The organism is Kastovskya adunca (assembly GCF_059505785.1).
The window spans coordinates 51,704-72,774 of record NZ_JCACLG010000057.1 but is presented as its reverse complement, the minus strand read 5'-3'; the positions used below and the strand labels follow the sequence as shown (position 1 = coordinate 72,774).

General features: G+C 48.3%; 16 protein-coding genes. 9 read left to right on the top strand and 7 right to left on the bottom strand.

What is annotated here, in order from left to right; genetic code table 11:
• Window positions 1-7: 7 nt before the first annotated feature.
• Window positions 8-1,597 carry a murein biosynthesis integral membrane protein MurJ gene (gene murJ / locus AC5JR3_RS21795; RefSeq protein WP_495848727.1) on the top strand — a complete coding sequence of 530 codons (1,590 nt, stop codon included), beginning with the start codon at window positions 8-10 and terminating at the stop codon, window positions 1,595-1,597.
• A 165-nt stretch (window positions 1,598-1,762) separates the two neighbouring features.
• Here murJ and AC5JR3_RS21790 read toward each other — a convergent pair whose 3' ends face one another.
• From AC5JR3_RS21790 to AC5JR3_RS21780, 3 genes are all read right to left on the bottom strand, one after another.
• Window positions 1,763-2,404, bottom strand: a complete 642-nt coding sequence (locus AC5JR3_RS21790) for a pentapeptide repeat-containing protein (RefSeq protein ID WP_495848672.1) — start codon at window positions 2,402-2,404, stop codon at window positions 1,763-1,765.
• Window positions 2,405-2,460: 56 nt separating this feature from the next.
• On the bottom strand, window positions 2,461-3,867 hold the full coding sequence (locus AC5JR3_RS21785; protein WP_495848671.1) for a DICT sensory domain-containing protein: 1,407 nt from the start codon (window positions 3,865-3,867) through the stop codon (window positions 2,461-2,463).
• 142 nt (window positions 3,868-4,009) lie between these two features.
• The gene (locus AC5JR3_RS21780; RefSeq protein WP_495848670.1) at window positions 4,010-5,587 is read right to left on the bottom strand and encodes a photosystem II high light acclimation radical SAM protein; all 1,578 of its coding nucleotides are present in this window, start codon (window positions 5,585-5,587) and stop codon (window positions 4,010-4,012) included.
• Between the two features lie 336 nt (window positions 5,588-5,923).
• Here AC5JR3_RS21780 and AC5JR3_RS21775 point away from each other — a divergent pair, with 336 nt between their 5' ends.
• Window positions 5,924-6,745, top strand: a complete 822-nt coding sequence (locus AC5JR3_RS21775) for an Rpn family recombination-promoting nuclease/putative transposase (protein WP_495848669.1) — start codon at window positions 5,924-5,926, stop codon at window positions 6,743-6,745.
• 293 nt (window positions 6,746-7,038) lie between these two features.
• Here AC5JR3_RS21775 and ychF read toward each other — a convergent pair whose 3' ends face one another.
• Both ychF and AC5JR3_RS21765 read right to left on the bottom strand, forming a co-directional pair.
• On the bottom strand, window positions 7,039-8,130 hold the full coding sequence (gene ychF, locus AC5JR3_RS21770) for a redox-regulated ATPase YchF (RefSeq protein WP_495848668.1): 1,092 nt from the start codon (window positions 8,128-8,130) through the stop codon (window positions 7,039-7,041).
• 44 nt (window positions 8,131-8,174) lie between these two features.
• A complete protein-coding gene (locus AC5JR3_RS21765) occupies window positions 8,175-8,408 on the bottom strand; it encodes a hypothetical protein (protein ID WP_495848667.1) in 234 nt (77 codons plus the stop codon).
• Window positions 8,409-8,744: 336 nt separating this feature from the next.
• On the opposite strand from AC5JR3_RS21765, the gene AC5JR3_RS21760 reads away from it, so the two are divergent.
• A complete protein-coding gene (locus AC5JR3_RS21760; protein ID WP_495848666.1) occupies window positions 8,745-10,259 on the top strand; it encodes an aminotransferase class I/II-fold pyridoxal phosphate-dependent enzyme in 1,515 nt (504 codons plus the stop codon).
• Between the two features lie 173 nt (window positions 10,260-10,432).
• Complete coding sequence (locus AC5JR3_RS21755) at window positions 10,433-11,527, top strand: nucleotidyltransferase domain-containing protein (protein WP_495848665.1); 1,095 nt, start codon at window positions 10,433-10,435, stop codon at window positions 11,525-11,527.
• Window positions 11,528-11,872: 345 nt separating this feature from the next.
• On the opposite strand, the gene AC5JR3_RS21750 is transcribed toward AC5JR3_RS21755, so the two are convergent.
• Together AC5JR3_RS21750 and AC5JR3_RS21745 are read right to left on the bottom strand one after the other, a co-directional pair.
• The gene (locus AC5JR3_RS21750) at window positions 11,873-14,212 is read right to left on the bottom strand and encodes a GumC family protein (protein ID WP_495848664.1); all 2,340 of its coding nucleotides are present in this window, start codon (window positions 14,210-14,212) and stop codon (window positions 11,873-11,875) included.
• Between the two features lie 296 nt (window positions 14,213-14,508).
• Window positions 14,509-15,960, bottom strand: a complete 1,452-nt coding sequence (locus AC5JR3_RS21745; RefSeq protein ID WP_495848663.1) for a polysaccharide biosynthesis/export family protein — start codon at window positions 15,958-15,960, stop codon at window positions 14,509-14,511.
• Window positions 15,961-16,140: 180 nt separating this feature from the next.
• On the opposite strand from AC5JR3_RS21745, the gene AC5JR3_RS21740 reads away from it, so the two are divergent.
• The 5 genes from AC5JR3_RS21740 to AC5JR3_RS21720 all read left to right on the top strand — a co-directional run bounded on the left by AC5JR3_RS21740 (window position 16,141) and on the right by AC5JR3_RS21720 (window position 20,984).
• The gene (locus tag AC5JR3_RS21740; RefSeq protein WP_495848662.1) at window positions 16,141-17,784 is read left to right on the top strand and encodes an S-layer homology domain-containing protein; all 1,644 of its coding nucleotides are present in this window, start codon (window positions 16,141-16,143) and stop codon (window positions 17,782-17,784) included.
• A 23-nt stretch (window positions 17,785-17,807) separates the two neighbouring features.
• Window positions 17,808-18,431, top strand: coding sequence for a hypothetical protein (locus tag AC5JR3_RS21735; protein ID WP_495848661.1), 624 nt, complete (start codon window positions 17,808-17,810; stop codon window positions 18,429-18,431).
• A 141-nt stretch (window positions 18,432-18,572) separates the two neighbouring features.
• Window positions 18,573-19,397, top strand: a complete 825-nt coding sequence (locus AC5JR3_RS21730) for an ABC transporter permease (protein ID WP_495848660.1) — start codon at window positions 18,573-18,575, stop codon at window positions 19,395-19,397.
• Between the two features lie 16 nt (window positions 19,398-19,413).
• Window positions 19,414-20,658, top strand: a complete 1,245-nt coding sequence (locus tag AC5JR3_RS21725; protein ID WP_495848659.1) for an ABC transporter ATP-binding protein — start codon at window positions 19,414-19,416, stop codon at window positions 20,656-20,658.
• On the top strand, window positions 20,649-20,984 hold the full coding sequence (locus AC5JR3_RS21720; protein ID WP_495848658.1) for a hypothetical protein: 336 nt from the start codon (window positions 20,649-20,651) through the stop codon (window positions 20,982-20,984). Before AC5JR3_RS21725 ends, AC5JR3_RS21720 begins: the two co-directional genes overlap by 10 nt.
• Window positions 20,985-21,071 lie beyond the last annotated feature (87 nt).

Here is a 21,071-nt window from a genome sequence, read left to right as displayed (position 1 = left end):
GACCAAAATGCAGAAACCCGCTCGTTCTCTAGCAGGAATTGCTGGGATTGTGGCAGTTGCCACCCTGATTAGTAAGGTGTTTGGGTTAGTTCGCCAACAGGCGATCGCCGCTGCCTTTGGGGTAGGAATCGTTGCTGATGCTTACAACTACGCCTATGTGATTCCTGGCTTTTTGTTGGTTCTGCTAGGTGGCATCAATGGCCCGTTTCACAGCGCCATTGTCAGCGTCCTTGCCAAGCGCGATAAATCCGAAGCTGCGCCGTTGGTGGAAACGATTACAACAATGGTGGGAGGAATCCTGCTGCTGGTTTGTATCGGTTTGATTTTATTTGCTGGCACCTTAATCGATATCGTAGCACCGGGATTAGATGCAGAAGTTCGTGCGATCGCCATTCCCCAGTTACAGATTATGGCTCCGATGGCAGTCATGGCAGGGCTGATCGGTATTGGCTTTGGCAGCCTCAACGCCGCCGAACTTTATTGGCTTCCTTCCATTAGCCCCTTATTTTCCAGCGTCACCGTCATTATCGGACTCGTCTTCCTGACGCTGCAATTGGGAGACAAAGTTACAACCCCTCAATATGCCCTGATTGGTGGTCTGGTTCTGGCTTGGGGAACCCTAGCGGGGGCTGTCTTGCAGTGGTTGGTGCAAGTTCCCGCCCAGTGGAAAGCAGGAATGGGAACATTGCGGCTGCGATTTGATTTCAAGCAACCAGGAGTTAAAGAAGTCATCAAAATTATGGGCCCGGCGACCTTTTCCTCCGGCATGGCTCATATTAACCTCTACGTCATTTTATTTTTCGCGTCTTACATCCCTCAAGCTGCCGCTGCCCTTACCTATGCAGGCTTGCTGGTACAAACGCCCCTCGGCATCATTTCCAATGTGATTTTGGTGCCAATGCTGCCGATTTTTTCCCGACTTGCCGCACCAGAAAATTGGGTGGAACTCAAGCAACGGATTCGCCAAGGGCTGCTCCTCACCGCCCTCACCATGCTGCCCTTAGGGGCGTTGATGATTACCCTAGCTGTACCGATAGTCCGGGTGATTTACGAACGTTACGCTTTCGACCGCGAAGCCTCTCAGTTAGTCGCTTCCATCCTAGTTGTGTACGGGTTTGGGATGTTTGTTTACCTGGGGCGTGATGTGATCGTGCGGGTGTTTTATGCCTTGGGAGATGGCGAGACGCCGTTTCGGGTTAGCGCCGTTAGCATCTTTCTCAATGCCTTGCTTGCTTATCTGTTTGTCAGACCGTTTGGCGCACCGGGTTTAGTGATGGCAACCGTAGGCGTCAATCTTTTCTCCATGCTGGTGCTGATGTGGCTGCTGAACCGCAAACTGAATGGCTTACCCTGGCGGGAGTGGAGTTTGCCAATTCTGGCGCTGACAGGTAGTAGCTTCCTAGCAGGGATTGCCAGTTGGGGCGTCAGTTGGGGATTACAACGAACCTTTGGCAGCAGTGGCTTACTATCGCAGTTGTTGCAGTTGAGTGTAGCGGGATTAGTCGGTTTGGGAGTATTTGCCCTATTGGCTACGCGGATGAATTTGCCAGAAGTGGATATCTTTGTGGCTCGCATCCGGCAGAAGTTTGGGAGATAGATTTTTGGGTGGGGTGAAGTTAAAGTGCGATCGCGCTTCATCTTCACCTCAAGTAACTCTAGCGAGTCAGTCTCAGGCTCCAGACCAGTTTGAAAGGCATCATCCGGGCAAATCAAACTCGCAACTAAATTAGTGCAATGCCGAACTGACACTGAGGAGCAAGGCTTAAAACACCATTTTGGAAGCTCTTGTCCCCACCAAACAGGCTCGATCGAAGTCCACCCCGCTCAAGTTAGCGTTGTCTAACTCTGCACATAGCAGATTTGCCCCGATGAGATTAGCTCCCGCCAGGTTCGCCCCGCGCAAATCGGCTTCCTCAAGGTTGGCTTCAGTCAAACTTGCGCCACGTAAGTCAGCTTCAGACAAATTGGCACCTTTGAGATTCGCCTTGTTGAGATTGGCACCCCGCAGTTCGGCACCCCGGAGATCAACGCCTTGCAGGTTGACGCCCATTAAGTTCGCGCCACTTAAGAACGCCCCAGAAAAGGAAGATTGAGAAAGCTTTGCCCCCATTAAATTTGCACCTCGCAGGTTGCTCCCGCGCAAGTCGGCGCTAGTCAAATCCGCTTGCATCAAGTTGGCTCCCAACAAGTGCGCTCGCAAATCAGTAGCGGTGAGTCTTGCCCCAACCAAGTTTGCCCCATCTAATTTTGCCCCATTGAGATTGCCACCAGAAAAGTTGGTGCCGATTAATGTTGCCCCAGCGAGATTAATGCCCTCTAACTGGCAGCCAGAAAGGTCTTCATCTTCTAAATCTGCTCCGGGAAGTTGCTTGAGTTGCCCCGCTCGAATTGCTTCAATTTTCATCAGTCGTCCTTAGTGTGTTTCAGCTTTTTTTAGTTAATTTTCATCCTTGATAGCTTTCAAGTCTTTTTTGTTACGGCGTTCAGTTGCGCCTTTTCGTGGGGATGGGAGTCAAGCAGCCACATCCCTGCGGCAATTTTAGGTTGATTAGTTTGCAAGTCCATTCCCTGCTGCATCCCCATCACCATCAGAGCCAAGGTATCGACTAATTTGGGGTCAAAGGCTTGACCAGATTGAGATTGACACTCGGCTAGGGATTGGGATAGGGCTTCCTCTCGGCTGAGAGATTGTTCAGCTTTACGAATCTGGTTAACGCGTCGCTGAAAGTCTGCCACCAGAGCCAGGATTCTCGACTCCAAAGGAATCGCATCATAGGCTAAAGCACCGGGAGTGCCGCTACCATCCCACCACTCGGTTTGGTGGGTGATGATTTGCGCGATCGCCGTCATCTGGGGCATAGCTCGCAGTGCCTGCACACTAGGTAGCAGTTGGCAACACGGTGCCATCTCCTCGGTTGATTCTTCAGACTCCGAGGGGATTTCTGAACGCATTGATGGCACTAAAGCGTGTATTAAAGCCGCGAGGCGCAACCGCTTTAATTGCCAAGCGGGTAAATCCAAAAGCTGCCCCATTGTTTCTGCCATTGTCGCTACTTCCGCTGTGGAGAGCGAATTGTCCGTATTAGCTTGATCCATCAGCTGCGCCATCCGCAGAAATGCCTGGATTTCATTGGATACCAAATTGTCACCCAATGCCTGCTCGTAGATGGCAGAGGCTTCTGCCTTAGTACCATGAGGCTCAGCTAAAATCTGCTCACTGTTTTGCAGATAATCCACCACCTGATGAACAACTACACCCAAATCATCGCGGGGTTCAGTGCCAACCTTTGCCGTCAGCTGCTGCATCTGAGCCGTTAAACTCTGCTGCAACTCTGGGTTATAACGACCGATATGAGCGATCGCTATTTCCACTGTCTCCTGCACCAAATCCGGCTCAAACGTCCAGAAGCCATAGAACTTGCGCTTAATATCCTCACTCGGTACTCCAGCCATACCGTAGTCGCCGTCTGATAATTCCTGACACAACACCATCGCGGTGTAGGTCGGTGAAAAAACGATCAAGTGCCACTCTTGAGCAACGGGATCAACTGGATCTAAGCTCACCAGATCCACGTTCTCCCGTTGGCTCGTGGGATGCTCGGCAAAGCCTGACTCCGCTGCTGCCATAATCGCCACATGAGTGGTTTTCTCGGCAATTTCTCCGTACCGATCCGCCTCCTCAAGGTACCACTTGCCCCGCTGAAAGGCTGCAATCATTAAGGGCGAACTGTTCGACTTCAAAATGAAGTCTTCCAAGGCGTGACACAAGGCAACTAGAGTGTTCTTGTAATACACCCCAAAGTTCAGGGGTCGTTTACTATCTTGATGAGCGGCTTCTAGTTGTTGGAGAATCGAACCTTCTAGCATTGTTTCTAATTGACTAATGAGGATGAATATTAGGCGTCTATCCCAAAAAGATAGGTTGAAAGTATTTTTAACCGCAGATAAACGCCGATGAGATTTCAGGTGGGAGCAGGACGTTGAGCAGGGAGTTAGAGATGTTTAAAGATTAGCGCCCTACGGCTGTTAGCTGTTTTTTCTCTTTGGGTTCAACGGGGGCACTTAGGGCTTCTTCTAAGTCGGCACAACCGAGGCGTTCTTCAAGAATCTGCATCACTTCTCGTCCAAAGTCGTTGGGATTTTGCCGCCACGCCTGGAGACAAACTTCCCCAAAGAAGGAGCCAAGCGGTTCTGGGTTCCAAAGTAATTTCTTCGCTGTCCAAGGCATCAAACTCATGGGGTCGTAACCGGGTTTGAGCATGTCATTTTTAAAGGCATACTCTTCTAAGTGAGTATGTGGTTGTAAGCCGATGAAGAAGATGGCGGGTTCTACTTTGTCGGCACCAAAAATCCGCTCTAATTCCCGGTGATAGGCAAGGGTTTGGCGAATCGTTTCGGGGCGTTCGTCAATCACGTTAAAGGAGTAGTTGACAGAGACTAAATCGTTGAAGCCTGCGGCTTTGAGGTCACGACAGTTTTCCAGAACGGTTCGCAGGTTGTACCCCATCCGCATCTTCCTTACCAGTTCTTGAGAGCCGCTGGTGATGCCGATTTCAAAGTAGTTCATTCCGGTTTTCACCATCAACTCGCACAACTGCGGGGTGAGGTTATCTGCCCGGATGTAGGCAGCCCAATGGATATCTGTCATGCCGGAGTCAACAATTTTTTGCAACAGTTCTATCGCATCATCCATGTATTTCCGCGCTGGGATAAACTGAGCATCGGTGAACCAGAAGTTGCGAATGCCCCGATCATAGAGTTGGCGCATTTCGGCAACGACTTCATCAGCGGGGTTGATGCGGACTTGTTTACCTTCGACAACGGTGTAGATGCAGTAGCAGCAGTTGTGGGGACAGCCGCGTTTTGTTTGTACGCCGATATAAAAGTCTTGGTCTTGTAGGTAGTATTGAAATTCTGACCAGATGCTACTGATGTAGTCGTAGTTGCAGGCGGTTTTTTCAATGGGGGTGGGCCATTCGTGGATTAAGCGATCGCGCGGCTGGCTGTCTCCCGCAATGTAACAGCGATCGCTGCTGAGATCTTCCCCACGCAGAATTTTCTCTAGCAGGGTTTCGCCTTCACCCACAGAAACAATCGTGCCTTTGGGTACCTTATTTCCCAATTGCTCATAAAATACGCTAACTGCACCGCCACCAATAACTGCACGAGCATCGCTGTGGTAGCGTTGGGCGCGTTTTAACCCCCGCTTGATTAATCCCAAATTGCGCCAGAGTTCGGTGTAGTAGGATGCAGCCAAACGTAGTCCACCCAAGGCTCCCCGCAGTTTTATGAAGGGATGGGTAGCGTAGTAAAATTCAAAGGCATTTTGCAGGGGGTTGCCGCCTCTGCCACCTACTGGAGCATAGATTTGAATATCTCGCCAGGAAAATACCAGTAGCGTTGGCTGAAATTCATCTATACATTCATCTAATGCTTGCTTGAAATCTAACGGTGGTACTGCACCCAGGTCAAAGATGCGCTGTTCTACTTCTGGAAACAGCTTGTGGACGTGATCGGCTAGGTAAACGACACCGATTGGAAAGATTGGGTTGCAGGGAAGGCGAACATAGAGGATTTTCTGTGGCATTGGGGATTTTGTGTTAAGGATTTTTGGATTTATATAAGTCTTCAGTACAGTACTGTCGGGAGGATGAGGATTAGAGCTGCAACTTGCTTTAACTTTTCTGGGCAGTTTTAGGTTTCATCAAGATTGAACGCGATCGCTAGTCCAACTTGTACCAAGATTCTGAGAGAATTTTTCATATAACTTAACTTTAACAAGATTACTAGCTTCTCTCAACCTTCGCTGGTTGGGCATTGCTTGGCAGTTGAGGGACGATTCCGCTCAAAGCGGATAGCACCGCTGCACAGGATTTTGATTGTCAGTACTTTATCAAGCTTGCTGAGCAGCAGGATTGACAGTGTGAAAACCGACACCATTTTTTATAGTCTGTTTCAGTCGTTTCCCGGTATCTTCTTTGAACTGATTAACCAACCTCTAGCAGAAGCAAATGCTTACGAATTCACTTCCCGTGAAGTTAAGCAACTTGCCTTCCGCTTGGATGGTTTATTTTTACCCACTACCAACGACGTAGAAAAACCGTTTTATGTGGTTGAAGTGCAGTTTCAACCCGACGAGGATTTGTACTACCGCTTATTTGGCGAACTTTTCCTCTACTTGAGGCAATACAAACCGCGATCGCCTTGGCGCGTTGTCGTCATCTACCCGCATCGTGATGTAGAAAGAAACCAGTCGCTACAATTTAGTGAAATTTTGGCACTAAATCGAGTCAGACGCATTTATTTGAATGAGCTAGGGGACGCGGCGGAGAACTCCTTAGGAGTAGGTGTTGTCAAGTTAGTGATTGAGTCGGAAGAGGCGGCGGTTGAACAGGCGAAGCGCTTAATTGAGCAAGCAAGACAACAGATTACTGATGAAGCCACCAAGCGCGAACTGATCGATTTAATTGAGACAATAATTGTTTATAAACTACCGAAAAAAAGCCGCGAGGAGATTGAAGCGATGTTGAATCTAAGTGAGTTAAAACAAACGCGGGTATATCAGGAAGCTTTAGAGGAAGGTAAGCAGGAAGGTAAACAGGAAGGTAAGCAGGAAGGTAAGTTAGAAGCCATACCACGAATGCTCCGGTTGGGTTTGACTTTAGAGATCATTGCCCAGTCGTTGGATTTACCTTTAGAACTAGTTCAGCAAACAGCACAGCAGTATAGTGACGAGCTTGATTAAGATGAGATGCTGTTTTATCTTTATTGTTTGCGATCGCCTTCGGCTCGTTCTCGAAGGAGTAAATAGTCGCCTCAATTGTGGCATGGGTACTAAAATACAATACCCCTGTGCCAGATGAGGACGCTCAACCTGTGTTTCTGTTTGGGGGATGAAAATTGCCCAGACTAACAGGAGGCGATCGCTTTGTCTATCGCTGGTACTTAACTTTTCTTGCCAGATACAAAAATCCCGCACTCGCGTCTTGCGACTAAAGGGCGGGAGGCTACCAAAAGAAGACAACTAAATTCTATAGGTTACACATTAAACCGGAAGAGCATCACATCCCCTTCTTGGACGACGTACTCCTTCCCTTCACTGCGTACTAAACCTTTTTCCTTCGCCGCATTCATTGCACCTGTGGCGACGAGGTCTTTGTAAGCAACGGTTTCGGCGCGAATGAATCCGCGCTCAAAGTCAGTATGAATTACCCCTGCGGCTTGAGGAGCGACCATTCCCGATTGGATTGTCCAGGCGCGGGTTTCTTTGGGCCCTGTGGTGAAGTAGGTACGTAAGCCCAAGAGTTCGTAAGTAGCGCGGATTAAAGATTTTAAGCCGCCTTCTTCAACCCCCAAAGATTCCAGAAATTCGCCGCGTTCTGCTTGGGGTAATTCGATCAGTTCTGCTTCGACTTGAGCGGAAACCACGACAACTTGGGCATTTTCTTGGGCAGCAATTTGCTTAACTTGCTCTACCCATTGATTACCCGTCGCTAAGTCATCTTCTGAAACGTTGGTGGCGTAGATAATGGGCTTACTGGTGAGTAATCCTAAAGTAGCGATCGCGTTCATTTCCTCTTCAGTAAAACCCATTTGCCGCACGGGTTTACCTTCATTAAGATCAACGATTAACTTCTCCAAGATTTCCAGTTCTACTTGAGCTTCTTTACTGGAACGCGCTTGCTTGCGAACACGATCAATCCGCCGATCAACTTGCGCTAAATCAGCTAAAGCTAGTTCTAAGTTAATTACTTCAATGTCGCGCACCGGATCGATGGAACCGGAAACGTGGATGATGTCCTCATTTTCAAAGCAGCGCACGACATGAACGATCGCATCCACTTCCCGGATATTGGCAAGAAACTGGTTTCCCAGCCCTTCTCCCTTGCTAGCCCCCTTCACTAAACCCGCAATATCAACAAACTCAACGCGAGTTGGCACAATTTGGTCAGAGCTGGAAATTTTTGCCAGAACATCTAGGCGCTCATCCGGCACCGCCACAACACCAACATTCGGTTCGATCGTACAGAAGGGAAAGTTGGCAGCGTCCGCTTTAGCATTGGCAACTAGGGCATTAAATAATGTAGATTTGCCAACATTAGGCAGTCCGACAATTCCGGCTCTTAACATAGCAATTTGTAGCGTGTAGGGTCAGTTGGAGAAGAGAAATTTAACTATTTTACTGAGGTTCGGGAATCGGTTGAGGAATCGGGTACGGCAGGTTGGGGAACGGGAGCGGGTACGGCAGGTTGGGGAATGGGTGTTGGTATGGGCTGAGGAACGGGACTGGGTACAGGTTCGGGGGAGGGGGAGGGAGTTGGTTGCGGATTGGGTGAGGGTAAGGGATTTGGTTCAGTCGAGGGAATTTCCGGAGGGTTGGGTTGAGGAGTTGGGCTAATAATCATCATCTCATTGGGTGACGTGACCCTCTTACAGTAAGGAAAAATCTCGACTTCTCACATCTCCAATTAGTTACACCCTTGATTGGTCTACTCTGAGATAGATATCCGGTGCTGGCTCAACAGCACACAGGTTAACTACTCTAACAGATGCCCCCTGTGTGCCGCCCAGAAATTTTTCGGAAAAACTTGTTTCTCTCTGGTCTGTTTGAATCTAAAACAGCCATGATGGCGTCATTGCCATCAAAGGATATAGAATTCTTTCTCTAGCCCCTATTTTCAAAGGTTCAGATGCATTTCCCTAACTAGCGAGAAGCGATCAACTTAACAATCGGTAGTTGCCGTATGCCATCTTCTTCAGATTTTTCTCAGTCGCAAGCACCGCTGTTAGAGGCGTTGCAGACCTTGGCACGTAAGTCTCACGCACCGTTTTATGCTCCAGGACACAAGCGAGGACAGGGAATTCACCAGCCGTTAGCCCAATTGCTAGGGACATCGGTGTTTCCAGCGGATTTGCCGGAATTGCCAGAGTTAGATAACTTGTTTGCGCCCCTAGGAGTAATTAAGGAGGCGCAGCAATTAGCAGCAGAGGCGTTTGGGGCGGAACAAACCTGGTTTTTAGTCAACGGCTCCACTTGTGGAATCATGGCGGCAATTCTGGCAACCTGCGGCACGGGGGACAAAATCATTCTGCCGCGTAACATTCATCAATCAGCGATCGCGGGACTGATTCTTTCCGGTGCGCTACCCGTTTTTATCAACCCAGAATACGATCCAGGGCTGGATATTGCCCACAGCATTACCCCTGGTACTGTCGCGGCTGCCCTCTCCCAGCATCCGGATGCGAAAGCAGTGATGATGCTTTACCCAACCTACTACGGCGTCTGCGGGAATATTGAGGCGATCGCGCAACTTGTCCATCAATACGATATCCCCCTCCTCGTAGACGAAGCTCACGGGCCCCACTTTGCCTTTCACCCCGATTTACCCCCCTCCGCTTTGTCTGTTGGGGCAGATTTGAGCGTGCAATCGAGTCATAAGGTATTAGGGGCAATGACGCAAGCTTCGATGCTGCACGTTCAGGGAGACTTAATCGATCGCGATCGCCTCAGTAAAGCCTTGCAACTCGTGCAGACTACCAGTCCCAGTTACTTGCTTTTGGCGTCCTTGGATGCTGCACGTCAGCAAATGGCACTCTACGGTGATCAGCTGATGGCAAGAACACTACATTTGGCTGATGATGCTAGAGCCAAAATCAGCCAAATCCCCGGTTTATCGGTGCTAAATGCGGTCAAAACCTCCGGTTTTGTTGCCCTCGACCGCACAAGGTTAACTGTAACGGTGAGTAACTTAGGGCTAAATGGGTTTGAAGCCGATGAAATTCTCAACCATCAACTGGGTGTCACTGCCGAGTTGCCCTCGCTGCGCCATTTGACCTTTATTATTAGCCTTGGCAATACCAGCGCCGATATCGACCAGCTTGTTCAAGCCTTTACCCATTTAAGTGAAAAATATTGGGGAACAGTGGTACAAACAGGTTGGCAGGAGGTCTTCCGCAAGTGGAAGACAGAACTACTATACGTTCATCCCGCATCCTTCCTCCTTTGTCCGCCGCTTTCTCCCCGTAAGGCATTTTTTGCCGCCACCGAAACCCTACCCATCGAACAAGCGAGCGATCGCATCAGCGCTGAAACTATTTGTCCTTACCCACCAGGAATCCCTGCCCTAATGCCAGGGGAACTGATTACCCCAGCGGCTTTAGAGTACTTGCAGCAAATTATCGACCTTGGGGGCAGCATTACAGGCTCTAGCGATCCCAGTTTGCAAACCCTGAAAGTGGTGCAAGTAAGTAATGAGTGATTGACGGATCGGAATTTATTTTGGCAGATTTCCTCATAACTTAATACTTGGCACAAGCAATGCTATCTAGGTATAATCAATTTGTGTTACACGTGTAACACAAACAGTTTTTGATACTCAGCAACTTCTGGCGCTGCCCGATAGAAGTTGCAAATTGTAGGGATTTGATAGCCATGAACCGCCTTGAAGTAGAAGCCAGAACTATCCTCATCGCCTTGACAGGTTCCAGGGGCTACAGGCTAGCCACAGCCACCTCTGACTACGACTATCGCGGTGTTTTTATTGCTACCAAGCCTTATTACTTGGGATTTAGTCAGATTGAACAAAAAGACCGGGGATGGACAGAAGAACCGGGAAATTTTTCCTATTTATCTAAAGATACCTGTATTTATGAGTTGAAAAAGTTTCTGGAACTTTCAGCTAATAACAACCCAAATATTCTGGAACTGCTCTGGTTTAAAGACTACATTCACCTAACTGAAGTGGGTAGTATTTTGAGGCAGCATAAGCAGATGTTTCTCTCGAAAAAGGTGAAGCATACTTATGCGGGATACGGTTATGCTCAAATCAAAAAACTGGAGTCTCATCGCCACTGGTTACTTGACCCACCGCAGAAGAAACCACAATCGGAAGATTTTGGTTTAATGCCCAAGCAATTGCTGAGTGTGAGCGAGCTTCATGCTTTTTTGAGCTACCTGTACCTGTTAGTTCAAAACCGGATTCAGTTTCTGGAAGAATCCCAAGAATTGTATGAGTTACTGACGGCAAAAATTGATTTCAAAGGAGTTTTAAAACAATATCCGTTGCCAGAAGATACATTAGAATATACCAGGGAACTGACAAGTAGCTCCAAGGATTTCATCAAATTGCTACAAAAAAATCAGCAATATCACAATGCTGTTCGGGAGTATAAAAACTATCAGCAATGGAAGGAAAATCGCAATCCGGCGAGAGCAGCAATGGAAGCTAAGGTTGGCTACGATTGCAAATTTGCGATGCAAGCCATCCGTTTATTGAGAACGGGGATTGAGATTTTAGAGACTCAAACTCTAATGGTTGACCGACGAGAAGCGGGTGATGCGGAGGAGTTGTTGGCGATTAAAAGGGGGGAATATAGCTATGAAGAGGTAATGGCGATCGCCAATAATCTCTACAAAGAACTTGATAGCGCTTATGTTGCTTCTAAGTTACCCAAAAGTGTAGATAGAGAAGCCGTCAATCAACTTTGTATTGATTTAGTCTCAAAACAGGGATGGGGAGAAGGATGAAGGATAAAGGATGAAGTATGAAGTATGACGCGGGTTGATTGACAAAAGTTTTTTGTCCTCACTCTAAATCTGTCTCCCAGAGCGGAAGAGAGACTTTGAAGGATGAAGGATGAAGGATGAAGTATGAAGTATGAAATATGAAGCGGGTTGACTGACAAAAGTCTTTCGTCCTCACTCTAAATCTGTCTCCCACGGAAGAGAGACTTTAAGAACCCTCTATTGCTCTCTTTCCCCCTTCTATGGTTGGGGATGAGGGGTTAGATATTTGGGCAGAGGAAGTTGTAGGAGATCCCCGACTTCTCTAAGAAGTCGGGGATCTGAAGTGCTAATTAATTTGCAATCAAATTAGCCCATGCGTTTTTGCAACAGTTGTTTTGCCTTTTCTACTTCTGACTCTTGAGCGTAATACCGTTGATGGTAGTAGGAGGAGGTAGTGATGTGATTTTTGACACCGTTGGCGACTACACCTAAAACTGTGGCGCTAGAAAGTTTTAACCCATCTAAAGCTTGCATGATCGCTGAACGGTCGGTTCGACCGAGTCCTACGACCACAACAACGCCATCGCTGTGTGCTGCCAAGAGTCGGCTGTCTGCCAAGCCGAGGAGGGGTGGGGTGTCATAAATCACCAGGTCAAAGACAGCGTGGAACTGCTCCATCAGATAGCCCATCTTCTTGGAGCAGAGCAGCCGCGTGGGGTCAGGAGGCAGTTGTCCCGCCGTGAGTACGTAGAGATGATCCCACATGGGTAAGCGCTGGATGGCTTGTTTGGCGGGAACTCCTGTGGCAATGACATTGCTCAGACCTTGGTGGTTTTCCAACTCCAAAATGTGATGAACTTGCGGACGTCGCAAATCGGCATCAACTAGTAACACCCGTTGTCCCATGGCGGCGGCGGCTTGTGCCAAGTGGACAGCCGTAGTCGATTTACCATCGGCGGGGGTGGCGGAACTGATCACCAAGGAGTGAACTGGGGTATCGCTGCCTAAGAACCGGATATTAGTATGCAGAGAGCGGAAGGCTTCCAGGAAGGGAGAGGCGTTGTACCATTGCAGTTGACGGCGGTTACCACGGGGGGCAGGATTATCAGCAACATTGCCCGTTTTGGACATTAACCCGGCAATGCTAGTTAACGATGTCATCTGACGCAGTTTTTTGTGGTAGGGGATAATGCCTAATAGGGGAAGTTTTGTAGTGTCTTTGAGTTCGTCGGGGGAGTGGAAAACGTTGTCTAGTCGCTCAATTAGTAAAGCCGCACCCATACCGAGTAATAAGCCTGCGATCGCGCCGAGAGTAAGATTGCGCTGAGTGTTTGGTGAGACGGGGAATTTGGGTTCTTGGGGTTTGAGGAGCAGTTGCCAGGGTAGTGCCTTTTGCGCCGCTTCGATTTCCAAGGTTTCTTGAACACCGAGAAAGCGGTTCAAACTCTCGGTGGCGACGCCAAGTTCCCGCTGCAAATCGGTGTAGCGGCGGGCAATGACGGGCATAAATTTAACTTGTTGCTCCAGACCACTTTGAGCGGTGGCGATCGCATTTTGACGTACTTGTAAAACTTTTAGCTGATTAGCTGAATTCACTAATTCCTGAGTCAACTGCAAGCGAATTGAACTAGGAGAAGTCGTTGAGACACCAGCGGTAGACAAATTCTGTCCTAAGGCATTCTGGGCTTCTTGTTGGAGCAGTGGCAGCAAATTTCGCTGTTGTTCCCGCAGTGCTTCGACGCTAGGGCTTTCTTCGGTGAAGCGAGCTAACTCAATGGCAATTTTGGCTTCGACTTCTTGTAACTGGTTGAGCAAGCTTTGGTAGCGCGGGGCTTCACTTAAGGCGGCTGTCGCGATCGCTTGGTTGGGGGATAGATTGAGTTGGCGGGAAATTGTGGTGTAAAGAGTTTGGGTTTCTTGCAGTTCCACCTGAGTGGCTAATCGTTGCTGATCAATGGTACTGACCCGCTGCGATAACTCGGTTGCTTGGTTTTCAGGGTCGAGGAGATTATACCGTTGGCGAAAGTCCTGCAAGTCTCCTTGGAGTTTGTCTACACGGGTTCGTAGGGTGGGGAGTTGAGCTTCAACAAACTTCAATCCTTGATTGACATTGAGCTGACGCTCGCGAAGTGAATATCGCAAGTACCCTTTTGCCACTTCGTGTAAAACAAATTGAACTTTTTTAGGGTCAGGATTGCGATAACTAACTTCGAGAATTTTGGTTTCTCCCAGTCGAGTAATTGTCAGACCGTTGCCACTCATCAGTTCATCGTAGGTGATGTTAGGGTAGCGAGTCTGAAGCTCCTCAATAATCGGCAACATCAGGTTAGAACTGCGTAAAACCTGAACTTGCGTCTCGTAATCTAAACTGGAGCCTTGCCGTTCTGGATTAACACCAGGAACTCCAGAGGTCAGTTGGTCTAGCTTACTTTCCCCTGCTACTGGCTCGACTAAGAGCTGAAACTTGCTTGCGTACTGCGGGGTACGATTGAACGTCCAAAAAGCCACAGCGGAGGTAACGGCGATCGCTACCCCTGCAATCACTAGCGCCCGACGCCGCGCCACAACAACTAGTTGCCGCAAATTTAACTCATCAGCCGTGTCGGAAAACTGATTTTGGTACATAAGAGGCAATGACGGCACCGGGTTGCCATTTTTGCCGTTTCCATTCGACGATAACGATCCTTGATTGTTGCCCGATTCCATCTTTCCCCCTAGCCTGATTGATTTGATTTAAGGAAAGCCTTTATAAGGATGAAGTGTGAAGTATGAAGGATGAAAGGAGTCGGTGAGTCGGAAAGAAAGTATGTTCGGCGAAGCCGTTGCTGTTCGCGCAGCGTGGCGTAGCCAAGGCTAGGATGAAGTATGAACGATGAGGGGTTAGAGGTTCTACCCATTCCCTCATCCCCTCATCACCACATCTCCTCATCCCCTCATCACCCCCGCTCCCTATCATTAATTTCATCCTTCAGCCTTCATACTTCATACTTCATCCACTGCCTTTAGCGAAAGATTCTAAAGAAGTTGAACAAAGAGAAAATCCCCCCTACGGGACTTAAAACCGTGCCTAATGTGTCTGAGAAACGGGCAATACCAGAGCGATTAACCACAATCACATCATTAGGACGGAGGGGAGGATTGGTTTGATCGTTGATTCCCTCTGTAAAATCTACTGAGACTTCACGTTTGTCAACCGTACCGTTAGGTTGCAGGCGAATCAGCTCTACCTCACCCTGACGCGCCCGATTGTTAAATCCTCCAGCCGCGAGGAGGGCTTGATTAAGTGGGGCATTCGCTGGCACTTCCACAATACCGGGGTCCTTGACTTCCCCCACAACATTGATTGTGATCACGGCTGCCGAAAAACTGGCTGAGGCTAACCGGGTTGCTTCTTCAGAACTGAGGGCGGTTGCCGTCGGTACAACAATTGTGTCTCCCTCCTGCAAAATTACGTCTTGCGATAGATCCCCTTCCCGCAAAAGTTGCCAAAGATCGACATCAATAGTTTTATCACTGCCATTTCTGGTAGGTCGGCGCACTTGAACTGAGCGAATATCAGCCGATTGGGTAATACCGCCAGCGACTTGAATCGCTTGGGTAACTGTTGGTATTTCGTTGCTGCTCCCGCCACTGGTGCGGTCGGCACTGGTTGCTCCCGCCGAGGCTCCTGTTACGGTGTAGGGACCGGGGCGAACAACTTCTCCCACTACAGCCACCTTCAGGGGTTGGGAAGCCTCTGCCGCAAAACTGGCATCAGCGAGTTGACGCATTTCGCCAGGATCAAAAGCTTCTGTTGTGGGAATGAACACCGAGTCTCCATCCCGCAAGGTAACATCTTGGCTGAGATTACCTCTCTGGCTCAAGTCCCAGAGATTGACATTGAATGTTTGTTCGCCGCTACCTGGAGTGCGACGCCGGATTTCCACTTGTCGGACTGCTGCAGATTGGGTAATCCCGCCAGCTAGCTGAATGGCTTGCGTTACCGTGGGAAATTGTCTGCCGTCTGTGAGGGTGACGCTGTAAGAGCCGGGGCGATTAACTTCCCCCGCGACAGCAATTTTTAAGGGTCGGGGGGCGATTAGGGAAAGAGTGACGATGGGGCGTCGGACGTAGCGGGCGTAGCGGCTGGAAATCACATCGCTTGCCCTTTCGAGGGTGACTCCTTGGATGGGGATGCTGCCGACGACGGGTAAGTTGAGGGTGCCATCAACTAAAACGGTGTACTCGCCGCTATATTCGGGGACATCAAAGATGTCTAGACGGAGGCGATCGCCGGCACCAAGGGTATAAGCATCTTCTGTTGGCGTACTATTGGTATTAACTTGACCAGACGCGGGGGAAAACGTAGGCACTTGAGCCATCCCTGGAAGCGGGATGCCAACAACAACAAAGACTAGCAGGGTCAAGCCAATGATAGGTTGATTCGAGCGTCTTTTTAGACCAGCAGCAGCCATAGTTTCACAGTCGAAAGGTTTCAAAAATCTTTTTCCGCTCACCTTAACACTAATTCCTTTAGATATAAATTGAACTTTTGGCAAGCAAGTTTGACTAAATCTTGTGTAAAATCCTGACAAACTCGCTGTTGTCAGACGCAAATCAACGGCACAAAGTGCCAAAACCCAGGAGGCTTTATCATGCCAACCATTGTGAGGGGTGGTTTCTATCGAGTCAGCAACGATCTTCGTAGCTGGAGATCGATTTTAGTCGGTTCAATTTTGAGCAGTGCAATTGTTGCGATCGCAGCTAGCGTTCTTAACCCAGTCGCCGCCGCAGAACCTCATTCGGGAAATCGGATGGGTGCCTCTCTTTTGCAATCGATACTCGGAGGCGAGGCGGTAACCCCCAATCAGCCAGCTTCCAATTCCACTCAACCAACAGCGCCAACAGCAGCCCAGCTTGCTCAAGCGGGTAGATTTCCTGATACTCAGGGAAACTGGGCGCAAAGTTTTATTGAAGGTTTAGCCGCCAGAGATATTATTCGTGGGTTTCCTGATGGGACATTCCGACCAAATGCCCCTGTCACCCGCGCCCAATTTGCGGCAATGATTCGACAGGCATTTCCTAGAGAACCACTACGTTCTGGCACCGCGTTTGTGGATGTACCTGCCAATCATTGGGGTAATGAGGCAATTCAGTACGCCTACCGCACGGGGTTTATTGAAGGCTATCCCAACAATGTTTTTAATCCGGAGCAAAATATTCCTCGCGCTCAGGTGTTAGTCGCTTTAGCCAGTGGGCTTAATTTGGCGGCAGCCAATAACCCCGAACAAGTTCTCAGTTCTTACTTTCAGGATGCTGCTCAGGTTCCGGCTTTTGCTCAGAATGCGATCGCCTCTGCAGCCCTCAATCAGTTGGTGGTTAACTACCCCAACGTGGGGTTTTTAAATCCCAACCAAACCGCCACGCGTGCTGATGTCGCTGCTTTTATTTATCAAGCGTTGGTGAATGAAGGTAGAATTCCCCAGTTAGGTGCCACCAATGTCGCCACTCGCTACATTGTTGGCTATGAGCCGATTGCGACACCACCGCAGACGCCTGATGTGGCAACGTTGCGTCAACAGTATCGCCTGCCTGGGCCCCCAATAACCGAAGTAGAACGTCTGCGGCGGATCATTGGCGGCGGGGCTTCGATTGGCACTCCGACTGCCTTTGGTGCAGATGGAGGAGATTTCTTTGTCGGGGCAACTTATCAATCTCGCGCGCGCTTTACCAATGAAGATGATGGTGCAATTGTTGCGGGTTTTGGCTTGGGCGATGCGCGGCAGCTTGCCGGGTTAGAAACCGCCGTTTCAATTTATGACTTGATTGGTGACACCTTTGATGATGGCGGGGTCAGTTTCAAGCTGCATCGGACTTTGCCTGGGAATTTCGCCGTGGCAGTAGGCGTGGAGAATGCCATTGTTTGGGGAAATCCTGATGGTGGCAAGAGCGTTTACGGTGTTGTCAGTAAGGTGATCCCGTTGAAGGACGATCCCACTGCCCCCCTGAGCCGAATCACGGCGTCGGTTGGTCTGGGTGGGGGTCGTTTCCGTTCCCTCGATCAAATTGCATCGGAAGACCGAGGCACTGATTCGCCGAATGTCTTTGGCAGTGTTGGCGTGCAAGTAGTTGAACCTGTCTCCTTGATTGCCGAGTGGACGGGGCAGGATTTGAATTTGGGGGCTTCAATTGTCCCCATTCGAGGTACGCCGTTGGTGATTACGCCAGCGATCGCCGATGTCACTAACAATGCGGGTGATGGCACCCGGTTTATTATCGGTGTTGGTTACGCCTTTTAAGTTGTCCTATCTGTGGTGAAGTTATGAAAATTAGGCATCTGCCTGGATTCGGACTGGGCGTTGTGGTGGGGTGTTCGGTGCTGTTTTTGGCGGTCGTTCCGTCTGCCCGCGCTCAATCCGGTAATATATCGGACATGACTGGGAATATCATCACCACCAGTGATATTGTCGGTGGTGCATTGATCCCAGGGGCTGAGACAGACGGGACGGCGATCGCCTTTACGTCTAACCAAGTGGCGATCGCGGTTAATACTGCCGCCAACTCGGTGAATCGGTTCTTAGCGGCTAGTAACTTGCCCGTAGTTGAGACGGGACCTCCTACTGCTATTCCCGCGATCGTGCAGCAAAATCTGCAATGTCTCCTGAGTGAAGTTGGCAATGTCAATGCTTGTGTGGCTCAATTCCAAAGTGCGTTAGCTACGGCAGGAGTAGATGCGACTCTAGCCGCTAACTTGGCATCCAGCCTTAGAGGTTTAACCTCAGGGGGTACTGTAAATGCAGCGCAGTTTACTGCCGTTGTTGCGGCTTACAATGCTGTCATTAATGCCAGTGATGCCCAGTTGCTGCTCAACCCACCTGAACAATTGCGGGCAATTCAAGCGGTGCTGTCGATTTTGCTGAATGCCGCCTTTACTGCCGCAGGTTGATGGGTAACGTCTAGATAATTGCTGCTGAAGTCTGTTGACAAGGGTTAGTTACGGTTGCCTCACACCTTAATACTTAAAACCTTGTTACCTACTTCAGCAACAATCTAAGAGTTCAGAAAACGGCGTGAGTGATCAAACCCCATGAGTAGTGCAGAACTCATTATTGAAGCAGGTCGTACCGAGAAACAGTATTGGAAAGACCTGTGGCGTTACCGGGAACTGTTCTACTTCCTGGCATGGCGTGACATCTTGGTGCGCTACAAACAGACGGTAATTGGCATTGCCTGGGCGCTGATTCGACCATTTTTAACAATGGTTGTCTTCTCCATTGTGTTTGGCAAGCTCGCCAACTTACCGTCTGAGGGTGCGCCCTATCCCATCTTGGTCTTCTCAGCAATGCTTCCCTGGCAGTTTTTTTCCAGCGCCCTATCGGAATGCAGCAACAGCTTAATTACAAACGCCAACTTGATTTCTAAAATTTACTTTCCCCGCTTAATTGTGCCAGCCAGTGCAGTGATTGTCAGTTTTGTTGACTTTTTAGTTTCCGGCATCATTTTACTGGCACTGATGGCAGTATATGACTTTGTTCCAAGCTGGCGAATCTTAACCTTACCTGTGTTTATTCTCATCGCCTTTGCTGCCTCAATTGGAGCAGGATTATGGCTAGCTGCATTAAATGTTAAATACCGAGACTTTCGCTACGTCGTGCCATTCTTAGTTCAGTTTGGCTTGTACATTTCTCCCGTTGGTTTTAGTAGTAGTATTGTCCCAGGGCGGTGGCGCTTACTTTACTCAATAAACCCAATGGTGGGAGTCATTGACGGCTTCCGCTGGGCAATTTTAGGAGGAGCATCTAAACTGTACTTGCCTGGATTTGCACTTTCTTTAATACTAGTTACCTTACTACTGATCAGTGGTATCTGGTACTTTCGTAAAACAGAGCGCACCTTTGCTGATGTAATCTAAACCACAAAATTAAAGAATGTCAGATACAGTCATTCGAGTGGAGAATCTCGGTAAAAAGTACATCATTAATCGCAAAAATCAGGAGCGGTATACAGCGCTACGGGATGTAATTGCTGATAGAGCAAAGTTATTTGGACGCCGGATAAAAAAGCCTTTTGCACAACAAAATAAACATCAAACTTTTGAAGATTTTTGGGCGCTGAAAGATGTTTCATTTGAAGTTAAGCAAGGCGACAGAGTTGGCATTATCGGTCGCAACGGTGCCGGAAAATCAACACTGCTAAAAATATTAAGCCGCATCACGGAACCAACTACAGGGCGTATTTCTATAAAAGGGCGTGTTGCCAGTTTATTAGAAGTAGGAACAGGCTTTCACCCAGAACTAACAGGAAGAGAGAATATATACCTCAACGGTGCCATCCTGGGGATGAGCAGGGTTGAAATCAAAAAAAAATTTGATGAAATTGTTTCCTTTGCTGAAGTCGAGAAGTTTTTAGATACCCCAGTAAAGCGTTACTCATCGGGGATGTACGTACGTCTAGCCTTTGCTGTAGCCGCGCATTTAGAGCCAGAGATTTTGGTAGTAGATGAAGTGCTAGCCGTGGGAGATGCGGCGTTTCAGCAGAAATGTTTGGGGAAAATGGAGGAGGTGGGGAAAGAAGGTAGAACAGTGTTGTTTGTAAGCCACAATATAGGAGCAATCAGAGCTTTATGCAAAAGCGGAATATTATTAAGCGAAGGCACACTGGTTGCTAATGATTTAATTGATAATGTAATTACTAATTATATTAGCAGCCCAGTTTCTTGCTCTGATACGTATATAGCAGAGAAAAATCTAGAAAAACCTCATTTCAGAAAAATCGAAATTTCGCAAGGAGAGAGAATTTCAGGTAACGCTTTTGCTATTGACCAACCAATCAGAATTAAATTTCATGTTGAGAGATTAGAAAAGAAGGAAATAATAATCGGTATTGTTATACGCAATAGTCAAGGTTTATGGATTCACCACTCTAGTGATGAATTTAATTCTGAAACTGTCAATAACAGTTCCTCTCGGCGTGAATGTAGATTACCACCTTATGCACTCTCACCAGGAAAATATTATGTTGATGCTTATCTAGGTCAAAGAAATATTGAGACTCTAGAAAACATTATAGATTGTTTGATATTTGAAGTTGAATTTACAGGCATAATGTCAGATAGAACGACAGCTGGCGACTGGAAAGGAATCTGTGGACCGGGACTACTATCATGGCATTAATTCGCAAAATTATCCGAGAGCTTATAGGGATACTCTCAGAACTAAAATCTTTGATTTCTGAACCCAATAATTTTTTATATCTCAAACGCCTCTATTTGCGATTGCACAAAGTGAAACATGGTCAACTTCTCCGGTTAGGACGTAGTTTACGCTTGTTAAGAGCTGGTAATTTAATCTTGGGTGAGCGTTGTTCGTTAGGAGATTTCGTGATAATTGCAAATCATGCCCCCATAGAAATAGGTGATGATTTTATTGGTGCTATGGGATTACATTTAGATTCTGAAACCACAAGCCGAAAATGCTGGATGGACAGTTCTCACTGCTGATTTAAGACTAGTTAAGCGTGACTCAATTATCTTAATAAAAAGGGAATGACTTTCTGTTACAAGTAGTTGATGCAAACGATTATCACA

Bases quoted from the DNA above. Each gene is read 5' to 3' on its own strand.
- AC5JR3_RS21755 (WP_495848665.1), top strand. From the start codon at position 10,433: ATGAACCGCCTTGAAGTAGAAGCCAGAACTATCCTCATCGCCTTGACA.
- AC5JR3_RS21735 (WP_495848661.1), top strand. From the start codon at position 17,808: ATGAAAATTAGGCATCTGCCTGGATTCGGACTGGGCGTTGTGGTGGGG.
- AC5JR3_RS21760 (WP_495848666.1), top strand. From the start codon at position 8,745: ATGCCATCTTCTTCAGATTTTTCTCAGTCGCAAGCACCGCTGTTAGAG.
- murJ (WP_495848727.1), top strand. From the start codon at position 8: ATGCAGAAACCCGCTCGTTCTCTAGCAGGAATTGCTGGGATTGTGGCA.
- AC5JR3_RS21720 (WP_495848658.1), top strand. From the start codon at position 20,649: ATGGCATTAATTCGCAAAATTATCCGAGAGCTTATAGGGATACTCTCA.
- ychF (WP_495848668.1), bottom strand. From the start codon at position 8,130: ATGTTAAGAGCCGGAATTGTCGGACTGCCTAATGTTGGCAAATCTACA.
- AC5JR3_RS21740 (WP_495848662.1), top strand. From the start codon at position 16,141: ATGCCAACCATTGTGAGGGGTGGTTTCTATCGAGTCAGCAACGATCTT.
- AC5JR3_RS21725 (WP_495848659.1), top strand. From the start codon at position 19,414: ATGTCAGATACAGTCATTCGAGTGGAGAATCTCGGTAAAAAGTACATC.
- AC5JR3_RS21785 (WP_495848671.1), bottom strand. From the start codon at position 3,867: ATGCTAGAAGGTTCGATTCTCCAACAACTAGAAGCCGCTCATCAAGAT.
- AC5JR3_RS21745 (WP_495848663.1), bottom strand. From the start codon at position 15,960: ATGGCTGCTGCTGGTCTAAAAAGACGCTCGAATCAACCTATCATTGGC.
- AC5JR3_RS21790 (WP_495848672.1), bottom strand. From the start codon at position 2,404: ATGAAAATTGAAGCAATTCGAGCGGGGCAACTCAAGCAACTTCCCGGA.
- AC5JR3_RS21730 (WP_495848660.1), top strand. From the start codon at position 18,573: ATGAGTAGTGCAGAACTCATTATTGAAGCAGGTCGTACCGAGAAACAG.
- AC5JR3_RS21750 (WP_495848664.1), bottom strand. From the start codon at position 14,212: ATGGAATCGGGCAACAATCAAGGATCGTTATCGTCGAATGGAAACGGC.
- AC5JR3_RS21780 (WP_495848670.1), bottom strand. From the start codon at position 5,587: ATGCCACAGAAAATCCTCTATGTTCGCCTTCCCTGCAACCCAATCTTT.
- AC5JR3_RS21765 (WP_495848667.1), bottom strand. From the start codon at position 8,408: ATGATGATTATTAGCCCAACTCCTCAACCCAACCCTCCGGAAATTCCC.